The 12,155-nt window shown below is 53.3% G+C and carries 8 protein-coding genes; 1 reads left to right on the top strand and 7 read right to left on the bottom strand.

Annotation, left to right across the window (positions count from 1 at the left end; translation table 11 throughout):
• Window positions 1-162 precede the first annotated feature (162 nt).
• Together PKH29_11405 and PKH29_11400 are read right to left on the bottom strand one after the other, a co-directional pair.
• Entirely contained in the window at window positions 163-1,353 is a 1,191-nt protein-coding gene (locus tag PKH29_11405; protein HNX15442.1) for an iron-sulfur cluster-binding domain-containing protein, read from the bottom strand.
• Window positions 1,350-2,885 carry an NAD(P)/FAD-dependent oxidoreductase gene (locus PKH29_11400; protein ID HNX15441.1) on the bottom strand — a complete coding sequence of 512 codons (1,536 nt, stop codon included), beginning with the start codon at window positions 2,883-2,885 and terminating at the stop codon, window positions 1,350-1,352. The genes PKH29_11405 and PKH29_11400 overlap by 4 nt, the downstream gene beginning before the upstream one ends.
• Window positions 2,886-3,260: 375 nt before the next feature.
• Here PKH29_11400 and PKH29_11395 point away from each other — a divergent pair, with 375 nt between their 5' ends.
• The gene (locus PKH29_11395; GenBank protein ID HNX15440.1) at window positions 3,261-4,268 is read left to right on the top strand and encodes a uroporphyrinogen decarboxylase family protein; all 1,008 of its coding nucleotides are present in this window, start codon (window positions 3,261-3,263) and stop codon (window positions 4,266-4,268) included.
• Between the two features lie 255 nt (window positions 4,269-4,523).
• Here the strand turns inward: PKH29_11395 and PKH29_11390 are convergent, their stop codons facing one another.
• From PKH29_11390 to PKH29_11370, 5 genes are all read right to left on the bottom strand, one after another.
• Complete coding sequence (locus tag PKH29_11390) at window positions 4,524-6,215, bottom strand: hypothetical protein (GenBank protein HNX15439.1); 1,692 nt, start codon at window positions 6,213-6,215, stop codon at window positions 4,524-4,526.
• Window positions 6,216-6,352: 137 nt separating this feature from the next.
• A complete protein-coding gene (locus PKH29_11385) occupies window positions 6,353-8,179 on the bottom strand; it encodes a heparinase II/III family protein (GenBank protein ID HNX15438.1) in 1,827 nt (608 codons plus the stop codon).
• 219 nt (window positions 8,180-8,398) lie between these two features.
• A complete protein-coding gene (locus PKH29_11380) occupies window positions 8,399-9,514 on the bottom strand; it encodes a Gfo/Idh/MocA family oxidoreductase (GenBank protein HNX15437.1) in 1,116 nt (371 codons plus the stop codon).
• 46 nt (window positions 9,515-9,560) lie between these two features.
• A complete protein-coding gene (locus PKH29_11375; GenBank protein ID HNX15436.1) occupies window positions 9,561-10,583 on the bottom strand; it encodes a Gfo/Idh/MocA family oxidoreductase in 1,023 nt (340 codons plus the stop codon).
• A gap of 56 nt (window positions 10,584-10,639) precedes the next feature.
• A complete protein-coding gene (locus PKH29_11370) occupies window positions 10,640-12,016 on the bottom strand; it encodes a sulfatase (GenBank protein HNX15435.1) in 1,377 nt (458 codons plus the stop codon).
• Window positions 12,017-12,155: the final 139 nt, after the last annotated feature.

Raw genomic sequence — 12,155 nt, 5'->3', positions numbered from 1 at the left:
CCCCCGAAATCCGATTATACGGATTTCGGGGGTTTTTCATATGGCCAGGCCACCCCGGTGCTGAGCGCGCGCCGATCGTGGCGGAATTCCAACCCTCCGCAAAGAGGAATGACATGGCAATTCCCATTCCGGATATCTTGCAAATTGTGTTATGTGATTAACTCACTCCGGCCAGACCTCAATGGCCAAATCACCGAGCGGATAGGAACAGCAGGGATGGATATACCCGGCACGAACGTCCGCCATGCGGCGCTTATCCAGAAACGCGGGTAAAAAGACCTCCCCGCTGTCCAGCTTTGCGCGGCACCACCCGCATTCTCCGCCCCGGCAGCGGCTTGGGGCGGCAACACCCGCGCGCTCCAGAGCTACCAATACCGTTTCGGACGAGGCCATCGGCATCGTCAGCGTTTCGCCGTAAAGTTTCACCGTGAGGGTAAAGGCCTTGCCCGTGTCTCCCGGGTAGTCCTTGAACTTACCCGGCGATGCGGCTGCGGCATACAGTTCGTGGCGGATGAACTTGCCGGTCAGATTAAGCTTCTCAATCTCTTTATCGACAAATGCGTACATGGCGGCGGGGCCGCAGAGGAAAAGGCTGCAGGTATCGCCTTCGCACGCTTTCTGAATCTCTTCCGCAGTGATGAAACCGTATTCGAAGCCTTCCTTCTTTTCGTCGCTGAGGATATGGACGATTCTGACCTTGTCGGTTGCCTTTGCGATTTCGTCCAGTTCTCTGCGGTAGAGGATGTCGGCCTCCTTCCGGCTGCCGTAGAGCAGTGTCAGGCGGAAATCCTCGACTCCGTCGCGGATGGCATAGGCCATCGACAGAAACGGCGTGATGCCGCAGCCGCCCGCCAGACCGACGACGTGTTTTGCATCTCGCAGCGGTTCGTAATAAAAGGTGCCCTCCGGACCGGAGGTTGTGATTTCATCTCCGACTCTCCAGTTGTCCAAAATCCAACCGGAGGCAAAGCCGTCCTGCTGGCGCTTGACAGTCAGCGCGTATTTGCTCTCCGATGCCCATTTGGGCGAACAGGAAATCGAGTATGGGCGCGTGAGCACCGAAGAACCGATTTTCAGCGAAACCGATAAGTACTGCCCCGCGCGAAACGGCGCCGGGTGTTCACCGGTGAGTACATACGATTTGGCGTTTTCGCCGTGTTCAATTATTTCTGAGATGGTCAAGCACTGCGTTTTCGGGTGCAGGATGCCTGCGAGTTTATTAGAGCCGTAAACACCGGTCACGGAGGTAGTTGAACCGCAGGCAAGCGCTTTTTGCCGCGCGGGCACCATCTTTTTAAAGTGCAGCATATCGAACAGACCGATGGGTTTTACATGAAAGTTGAAGTTGCTCATTGTGCCGCCTCCTTCATGTCCGCAAGCGTGAGTTTTGCGGTGAGTTCGCCGTTTAAGTAGGTCGAGCTGTAACCGTAGATGCGCGGCCCGTACCCGCCCGCAAACCGGATGCCCGGGACGATCTGGTCTTCTTTGAGCATCATAAGCCGCGGCAGCATGGTATCCCAATCGCCGCAGGAATAGGAATACATCGCACCCTGCGGATTCAACGTATAGCGCGCCATGGTCACGGGGGTGGCGATTTCGATTTCCTCGATATAAGGCGTAAGGCTGATGCCGACATGAGTTTCGAAATCGCGGATCATCTTCTCGGCGACTTCCCGCTTTTTATTGACATAATCCTCAGGGGGAACATCGCCCCACACATCTTTATTATAAAGCGTGGTAAAACTCATAATGCATGTGCCTTCCGGTGAGCAGCCGGGGTTGGCGCGGTTGAGGCAGACGGTCGCCTGCATGGGATGGTCGTTGAACCCGTCCGCGCGCGCGGATTCCTTGACCGTGTCCATCGACTCGTAGATAAAATAGCTGTAGTCCTTCAGCCCCAGTTCGTCCGCGGTTTTATTAAGGCCGAGGTAGGTAACAAATCCGCGCGCACCGATCCGGCGGGCGTTGACCATTCGGGTTTGCTTTTCCGGCACATCGCTATGATCCATCATGTCGCCGAAAACCGCGTTGGGCGAGCAGCAGGCGATGACGTGCCCGGTCTTGATATCTCCATGGTTTGTATGTACGCCGATGATTTTGCCGTCTTTTGTGAGGATTTTTTCGGCGCGGGTGTTATACCAAATCTCGCCGCCGAGCTCTCGGATGCGCGCATCCAGCGCGACGGAGAGTTCATGGGAGCGCATTTTGGGGATCCATGCGCCCTTCACCAGATACTTATAAAGCATGGCAGCAAATAATGCAAAGTTGAGTTGGTCCGTGCTGACACCGGTGTAGCACCAGTAGGCGCAGAGGATGCGTTGTGCTTTTTTCGGCATGTGCAGGGACTTCAATACTTGGCTGACGCTGTAACCGCCGCATTTTAAGAAGTTTGCGTGCTCCTTCATCAGTACTTCGGGGTCCGCCTTGCCGCCGGAAGCGCCGATATAAGCAAGCGCCGCCATGATCTGCTCGCAGAGCTTGATGAATTTCTCCATCGATTTTCTGCTGCCGGGCACATATGCCTCCATTTGATCGACGAATTCTTTGACGCCGAACGGCATTACCACGTTGAGATTGTCTTTTCCCTCCGCAATGGTTATTAGCCGGTAGGCCTCCGGCACCGCCGCCCAGCCGACCGAGATGCCCAGCGTCTGCTCTAATAGCCGCCGAACTTCGCCGGGATTTTCCTCCGAGCCGACGTCGCAGAGTTCATGCAGCGACGGCTCAAATTCGAACCGCCCCCTCACAAAGCTCGTTGCAAACCCGCCCGGCAGGTTGTGCTGCTCCAGCAGCAGCGTTTTTTTGCCCGCTTTTGCCATGGTCGCGGCGGCGGTAAGGCCTCCGTTGCCCGCGCCGATGACCACAACGTCATATGCGTGTTCCAAAGCTTCAACACTCCTTTCTGTTGATATTGCAAACCGATTTGTTAATAGATCCATTTGGTTATTGTAATAATACTACAGATGTCTACGATTTACAACATTCTCCTTCTAAGTAATGCCTACTGAATAAAGGCGCATTTTTTCACCGGGGTAAAAACGCTAAAAATATTAAAAAAGAAGCGAGCAAAATAAAATTACGCAGGTTCAGAACCAAAATTGACAAGAAAATGCTGTGGCACACCGTTTGCTAATTTTTCATAATCAAACCACAATCCACGCGAAGCATTGTGATTAGTCTTCGCAGTATTTCGTGTGTTCATAGACAGGGGTCATTTTAAATGTTATAATAATATCGATATTTGTTGCAAGGAGATTGTTATGACAGGAAAAGAACGGTTACTGACTGCGTTGAAACGCGGCATTCCTGACCGTATCCCGACGATAGAATGGGATATTTACCCGGGCATTTATCGTGCGCTCACAGGCCAAGAGGACAGCTGCCGGTTTATAGAAGAACTCGACATTGATGGTATTGCAATTTGGCAGGACCGGCGCATCACCCCTATTAATGATAAAATTTTCAAAGATGAGTTTGGTGTCATCCGCGCCTATAGTGATGAATATCCGTCCGCCGTCGGATTCCCTGTCAGTACCCCATCGGATCTGAAAAATTTTCAAATGCCTTCTCCGGATGATGATGCGATTTATGTCACACTTCGCAAAGCGCTTGAAAGTGTCAGTCAAGAAAGACTTGTGGTCGGGCGCGTGAGGGATGTTTTTTCATTTCCGCGCGATACACTGGGCTTCGAAAATTTTCTCGCCGGCTTTTATGAAGAACCGGCATTGGTTGACGAATTGATGTGTATGAGTATTGAATACAGCACTGCTGTTATGCGGAACATGCGCAGTCTTGGCGTGGAAGTCATTGCCTGCTTGGATGATATCGCCGATGGCCGCGGCACGCTGATCAGCCCGGATATGTACAGGGCACAAATTCTACCAAGGTTTTGTGAGATTGTAAGTGCCGCGCATGAAAACGGGCTTCTTATCGTCAAACATACAGACGGTGATTTACATGATATTCTTGACGATTTAGTCGGTTCAGGCATTGACTGTCTTGATCCAATCGATCCGATGGGGCATATGGATATCGGCGACATCAAAGCCAAGTACGGTGACCGGATTGCATTGAAAGGCAATGTAAACTGCGCGGATGTGCTTGTCACCGGTACGTTGGAGGATGTAGAAGCCGCTGTGCTTGACTGCCTTGCAAAGGGAAAACCCGGCGGGTATATATTGTCCAGCAGTAACAGCATTCATAAAAGCGTCAATCCTGAAAACTATCGGTACATGCTTGAATGTTTAAAAAAACACGGTTGGAATTAATCCGGCAGAAGGCTCCCCGTACGGGATATCTCGTTCAATTATAAACGACCGCTCCTTCCATGCGGAAGGGGCGGTTTTTATAGGGAGAGAAAAGCCATGTAATATAATGTCTGCCGAATAAAATTCATTGATGTCTCACTGATCAAATATGCCATTATAGCCACATAGCGGCGGCATTTTTGATTTGTACAGTAGACATTAAATATAACTCCCGCATGCAAATATCCAAACATATGCGGAGTTTTTTATTACATATCACGACAGATTGATGTCAAATTCAGCGCTCTTGCCGGACAGTCCGGTTTTCCAAATCCACGAGGCGTTTTTGGTGAACTCTTTTCGGCAATCCGCAGTGTCGGTGAAGTCGCAAACCTGCGGGAACGGGCCGACCCGGAAATCGAACTCGAGCGGGATGGTGCTTTCGACGTTCACGCGCACTTTGCGCAGCCAGCGCTCATGCTCCATCCGATAGGAGATGCGCCCGCTCTGTCCGTTTTGAAACACCGGGAAGTCGCGTACCTCGATGGTGTCATACGTCCACGGAATGCGCGGCAGAATACGCAGCTTTGCGCCGTTTTCGATGCCCGACATCAACGTCATTGCCTTGAGCGGCTCGGCCTCCTGCACCAAATTGCCCTCGTCGCCCGGGTTTTCCATCACGCCGAAGCGGCCGTTATTATGGAATCCCGCCGTGTGGTCTTGTGCGTTTTCGTAGGCGTCGTAGTCAAAACACTCGTGCAAAATCCACGGGTTCATCTCGTGGGAGGTCGGCTGCATCACATCACCGTCGTAGGCGAGGCGGGCAATGCCTTCAAGCAATTTGGTGTAGGCGTTGACGTCATCCATCAAAATCGCGGCTTGGGTCATAAATCCCTGCCCGTAACCGGTCATCGTATCGTCGTGGCGGCCGCGCATGCCCTCCCAGCAGGTGTTGCTGACAAAGCCGTATTTGCGGAAATAAGTCCCCTTGCACATCTGTTCAAGAATATATTCGTAACTGTTATTATTTACTTCTTTTAGGCCGCCCTGTTCGGGGCTGCACAAGCCGAGGTCGGAATCGAAAATAAACGGCAGCTGACGCGTCCAGGCGTTGATCGGAAAATGAATGCTGTCCCAGTCCGCATAGTTATATTCGCTGCCGTCGCGGCTGTCGATGCCGTTGATCCAGCACCCTTCACGCACGGGCGAATACCGTGAAAACGCCGCCTTGGTCTTTTCCGGCGTCCAGCTGCGTTCGCCTTCCACGAGATTGTCTGTCAGCGCCTTTGAGAGCTTTCCGTGCATCTCGGCGAGCTTTTGCGCCGTTTCCTTGTCCCCGGCGGCTTCGGCCATCGTTTTTAAGGCGGCGAGTGCGGTTTTGATGCCGTAATTCGGATAGACGGCATACACCACATAGGGCGTGTTCGGGTTGCCGGAGAGTTCCGATTTGCAAGGCAGCAGTCCGCCGTAAGGGGAGGTCTTCATCATGCGGTCAATCCAATCGACGACGGGCATAACGCCCTCCATGAACTCTTTGGCAAGTGCCGGTTCGCGCCCTGCGGCGAGCCAGGTGTTATAAATGCCGAGCAACACCAGCGCGTTTCCGTCGGTCTCGTAATCGCCCAACTGAGTCGGCTTCCCCGGCTTTCCGGTGTAGCGGTCTATAATGCGTCCCCAATGGTCGGCATCGTTCAGCGCAGTGAGCATATAGCGCGCCACCGGCATCACAAGTTCGGAAAAGCCGAGCCGCGCGATTTCAATCAGCCCGCGCCCGCTGTCCCGGGACCACATCTCGTTGTAATAACTGGTGAAATTGTGCGGAACCGTCGAGGTGTGCAGAAAGCCCTTTTTATAATTCGGGTCTTTGCCGGTCTCCACTTTGGAAATCAAATCATTGACCGTCTCGGCATAAATCGTATTCATCCGGCCAGCAAAATCGCAGCCGCCAAACCTCATGGCAGGTTTCATATGATATCATCCTTTCAAATGGGTGAGGAAGTCTTTTACCTACAAACCAAATTGAATATATCATAAAATTTTCCGAATTTCAATCATAAAGCCCGGCTTCCTATCGGAAACCGAGCTTTAAAATGAACAGTGATGTTTTATTTTTTATTCAATGTGAACAAGGCATTGACATCGAGGGCCTTTCCCTGCCTGCGGATCAAAATCGCATGGCGTTCCCGTTTGGTGGGGTTGTCCGGTGTTACGGCGATATAAATGGTCGTATCGGCCATGCCCGGGAGTTTTAACGTCAGCTGATCGCCCTCGAAGTTCCAGGTGCAGGTGAAGCTGTCGCCTGTCCAACGTTGTATATTGGTGAAATACTTGAAGCCGTTTTCGTTTTCTTTGATTGAATCCGGCGTTAAAGTACCGTTTGCCGTAAAGTCGCCGATACTGTGGAAAATCCAGTCGATCTGATGGTCGGCGTCGCATTTAATCGAGGTCTTGTCGTTGATTTCGCAGGTTTTTGGGGAAAGATCCTTGAGCTTGACGGCTCTGGACGCGGTCACGCCCGGATAGGTGCCGTCGACCGTTGCGTCAAAGGCAAGCCCGTCGGCGGACATCTCACCGGTGCCGCAGGCGGTTCTGATCTGGTTATCGCCGTCGAGCATAAAAGTGGAATGGCTGGCGTTGACGTAAAAATATTCGCCGTGAATCGCCGCGCCGTAGCTGAGCGAACCCGGGTCCATCGAGAACGGGAAGATGGAGAGTTCCAGCGCGTCGGGGTGGGAATGTCCCGCGCAGAGGTTGCCGTATTTCAGAAAGACGCAGGCCGCCTCACTGCGCAGCATCACCTGCTTGTTGTTGCTCATGTGCACGGATTTTTGGTTGAGCAGGTCATAGTCGGGTTTGGGCGGGATTCCGTAATAGAGCGAATTCGCGGTCGGTTTGGGTTCTTTGAAGTGGATGACCGCCGCAAGCGCATCGGCGTCCGGCGTGTCTTTGAACAGGAAATAAACCTGCTTGTAGATATCCGTGACCGAGTCGACGGAATACTTCCAGCCGTCGCTGGTCGAGGGCATTTCACCGTTCGGATAAAGCAGTTTGAGCGGTGCGGTATAGGCCTTTAACAGCATGGTGCTGAGTTCTTCGTCGGCAAGGTCCATCTGCTTTGCATAGCTGTAAAAACTCAGAGCCGCCGAGAGCGCGTAATAATGATAGCCGGGAGAGTTTTCACGCCACAGCCCGTCGGCCGTGATATTGTCCAAAATCAAACGCTTGCCGTTGCGCTCGTAACGCGCATAGGGACGCAGCAGGAATTCGTCTTTGAAATAGACGCCGACGCCGGTCGCGAAGGCGGCATGCCAAAGCGAGATGTTCATTAAATTCGTCGGCTGGGACATGATCAGGCGCATCATCGGAACCAACAGCTTCTTTTTCAAATGCTGCGCCGCCTCGGACTCGGGGTCGATTCCGGAGATGAACAACGCGTCGAGAAGCGTGATGCCCCAGCAGGCCTCGTCTAGCGTGTGACCCATCAGTTTGGCTCTGCCGACCCAGATGCCGTGCTCGTCAAATTGGTCGTAATGGTCGGCGTACCAGGTGAGGACTTTTAAAATAAATTCTTTGTATTCCTTCGCCGATTCGCCCTCGACATGGCAGACCACGGCGGCCGATTTGACACCGCCCATGATATCATGGCGGCGGAAGGAGTTCCAGGCTTCACGAATCGCTTGATTGTCATATGAGACGTTGCAATCGGGGCAGAGATGGACATCGCGGTTTTGAAGGTCATATTTTAGCGCGGAAGAGCACTTGGGGCAGACATAGCTGTGCCCCCAGCCGGAGATATCCTCGACGCTCTCCGAAAAATTCGCTCTCCAGTAATCAGCTTTGTCTTTTAAATCCTGATAGAGTTTACGCATCTCGGGGTTCTTTTCGATATCCTCCCTGATTTCGGAGGCGGGTCTGATGAAACTGGCAGACATAACTCGGTTCCCTTTCATTCATATAAATTTGCTGTTTTTGTTAAAAAAGCAGAGGGATTCGTTGTGCGTTCGACTCCCCCTTTCATGTGTCTTTAAGAGATATGATACGCACTTGCCCGTGTTCTGTCAAGGGCGGAAATGACGGTTATTACATACGATTCAAACAACCCGCCTCTGCGGAAAGCAGCGGCGGGTTTGTCATTGCGTATATTGTAATTTCTAAAGAACGAATCCCGGGGTGCCGTGGATCGGCGGGAGCGCGCGCGGACGGACCAGAGCGCCGCCTTCTTCGAACGAATTGATCGCCGCAACTGTGTATTCGAGGGTGGCCAATGCATCGCGGCCGGAGCTTCTGATGTGCTCGGGCGGGACTTTGTTGGTCAAATCCTCTAAGAACGCGTGCAGGCGGTTTTTGAAGGTGAGGCCGAAATCGGTCTCTTTAAAATCGAAGATCTTGGGTTTGGGCGTGCTCATGTTTTTGCTCTTTTTGCCCGCGTCCCAATAATACAGCTTTTCGACGCAGTTTTCGATGCAGAAGGTACCTTTGGTGCCGGCCATTTCGAAGCTCCACCAACCGCCGAGGCCGAAGTGGGCGTCGCCGCGCTGGGACAGCAGATAACCGATGCTGCCGTTTTGGAATTTGCAGTTGATGCCGTTGATCGACCACATCAGGTCATCCGCGCTCTTGCGGACGCCGGGTTTGTCAAAGAACGCCTGGACATGGGTGATTTCGCCGCCGAATTTGCGCATCAGCGAAAACGGGTGGGACAGGAATGCATAGGCATGCGAATAGGCGCAGGCCATTCTCGGATAAGCCGCACCGTGATAGTTGGGCGCGTTATAGTTTTTCTCACCGCTGTTGAAGCCGACCTTGTGCAGGATGTAGACCGGCTCGCCGATCTTGCCCTGATTGATCAATTCCTGCGCCTTGTCTGCGGGTTTGGTGAAGCTGTGGTTGAGGTTGCAGCCGAGATACAGGCCTTTTTTAGCTGCTGTGATGACCATCTCGCGCGCCTCGTCGGCGTTGTTGCTGATCGGCTTTTCGACAAAGGCGTTAAAGCCGGCGTCGAGCGCCTTCATGACCGGTTCATAGTGCCAAGAGCCGTTGTCGAAGCCCGAAGTGGTGACGTCGATGTAATCGAGTTCCGGATGGGCCTTCATCATCTCGTCCTGCGTATAGAACGCTTTGACGCCGTAATCGGCGGCGGCTTTGTCGGCACGCTCCTTGTTGACATCGCAGACGCAGACCAGCGTTGCCAGCGGATCGGCTTTGTAGCATTTGGCGTGGGTGTTGCCGATGCCGCCCATACCGATGATTCCGATTTTAATTGCCATGTTCGTTGCTCCTTTGGGTTTATTGGAAATTTAAATGTACAAATGATTATTCATTTACGTCCCGGACAAAAACCGTTTTCCCGGTTTTAAGCGACTGAATTCCCGCATGGATGATGCGGCTGGCTTCGAGACCGTCCGCACCGCTGCCGTCGATGTCAGCGGGCTTGACCCCATTTGCGCATTCTTTAGCAAAGCTGTGGATGCGATCCCGGAAGGTGTCGTAAAAATCGCGGAAGCCGCCGAATACCGGATTGGTGAAGACGCGCTTTTCAAGATCGCCCGCAGGGTACAAGGTCGCCTCCCGCCACATATCTTCGAACACAAGCCGGCCTTTTGTTCCGGCGACCTCGCAGCGCTCCATCGGGTGTCCGCGCTCGATGTCATAGGAACTTGTCAGGTGGCCGACCGCGCCGTTGACGAATTTGAGGTTGAACGAAGCGGTGGAGTAGATTTCACGTCCGGGCGCTTTCATCGCAAAGCAGTGCACCTGCTCGACGTCGCCGCCGAAATAGCGCAGGATGTCGCAGCTGTGGGGATTCAAGGCCTTCATGTGGTAATACTCGGTGTCGAAATGCGGCTGGAAGCGTCCGATCCAGAGCGCCATGTTCAAAAACAGCAGGTCGCCGATGCGGCCTTCGTTTTGCCACTTTTTTGCCGCTCTCGCCGCCGGGGTGAACCGGTGATTCATGTCAACCGCGAACCGGCGGTTGAGCGCTTTGGCCGTATCGACCATCTCCTGCGCCTTTTTCAAGTCGTTGCAGATGGGTTTTTCGGTCAACACGTCGCAGCCTGCGCGTAAAGCTTGCAAGGTCGGCTCATAGTGATCGGAGCCGTATTCGAAACCGCCCGTGGCGACGCTGACCAAGTCGGGTTTGAGCTCGTCGAGCATCTTCTGAGCATCGTACCAGACCTGAATGCCGTACCGCTTTGCAGCGGCATCGGCGCGCTCTTTGTTGATGTCGCAGGCGCCGACGAGTTCGGCGTCGGGACAGGTGGTATATGCCTGACAATGGTTATTGCTGCCGATCGGGCCGAGCCCGATGACGGCAGCGCGAAGTTTTTTGCTCATTTTGATTTATTCTTCCTTTTGCAATTCGAAGATAACTTAATTTTACTCTCGTATTACTATCTCTGCTGCAATCTTTGGGCAGCGCCCGGATCGCCGATGTGCATGGTATTATAGGCCTCGTCGGAGCTGTTGAAGCCCCGTCCGAGTTTCATGCCGTGCCAGTTGAGGTTCGTGTACATCGGGTTGGTCCTGCCGGTCTCTTTCTCGCGTTTCGCGATATGCGCTTCCATCTTGGCACGCAGCTCGGCGATGACGTCGGGACGGATCTCGGCGACGTTGATAGTTTCTTTCGGATCGTTTTCGAGGTCATAGAGCTCGATCTCGGGTTTATAGTGGAAATCCGGTTCCAAGGCGACCATCAGCTTCCACTTCGGGGTGCGCCAGCCGTGTTTGCGCATCCAGGTGCACTCGGTGATGTAGAACTCGTCGCGGTGTGCGACCGTTCCGCCGAACGCCGTCGAGAACATGCTGCGGCCGTCGAAATTGATGTCGGTCTTGATATCGAGGATCTCGAGCACGGTCGGAGTGACGTCGGCCAATGTGCAGATGTCGTCAACGCGTTTGCCCGCCGGGACTCTGCCCGGGAAACGAACTGCGAACGGAACGACCAGGCAGTTGTCATACATGCTGTGGTGGTCGAAGTAGCAGTCGTGGTCATACAGTGTCTCGCCGTGGTCGGAGGAGAAGACGACCAGCGTGTCGTTTTCGAGTCCGAGATCCTTGAGTTTTTGCAGAATCAGTTGGATGCAGGAGTCCATATAAGCGATCTCGGCGTCGTACTGGGCGCAGACATATTCTGCGTCGGTGCAGCCCTGCGGGAACCAGGAGGCGAAATAATCGCAGAAAGGTTTAAATTTGAAGACCGGGTCGAGCGAGTGGTTATTCGGGTCGAACTCGTTGCCCTGATAAAACATCTTGTGGAAGGGCTCGGGAGCGCGGTACGGCGAGTGCGGGTCCATATGGCGCAGGAACAGGCAGAAGGGCTTATCGTTCTTGGCCAGGCGTTCCAGCTCCGGGATTGCAACGGCGTTGAGGTTTTCGGCCTTATGCGCTCTGCCGTCACCCTGTGCGTTCCAGCCCTCAAAGTCGATGTATCTGTCAAAACCCCTGCCCGAGACGTTTTTAAAACCGACGCAGGTAGTGTCGTAGCCGTTTTCACGTAAAATTTCGGGTAAAGTCTTGATGTTCGGAGCCAGTTCGCCCTCATGGCGCAGTGCGACGACGTTCGTGCCGAAACAGTCGAGGCCGGTCAGCATGTTGGCATAACCCGGCGTGGTCGGGATGTGCGCCGAGAAGCAGTGGTTGTAAACGGTTCCTTTTTCGAGATATTTGTCGATGTGCGGCGTGGTCAGACGGTCGTAGCCGTATAAGCTCATGCGGTCGCGGCGCAGGCTGTCGATGCCGAAAAACAACAGATTGGGTTTTTTGGTCATATTGAGTCTCCTTTGTTAAAATGTAGGGGCGAACTGTGTTCACCCGCTTAATTGAGCGATATCAGGTATTGGCGGGCGATCACAGTGTATAGAGTAGTAAGATAGTTTACAGGTAGTGCAAGGACATCGTTTACAGTTT

It is taken from the genome of Oscillospiraceae bacterium, from assembly GCA_035353335.1.
Taxonomy (GTDB): domain Bacteria; phylum Bacillota; class Clostridia; order Oscillospirales; family JAKOTC01; genus DAOPZJ01.
This window is presented reverse-complemented; position numbering and strand designations above follow the sequence as displayed.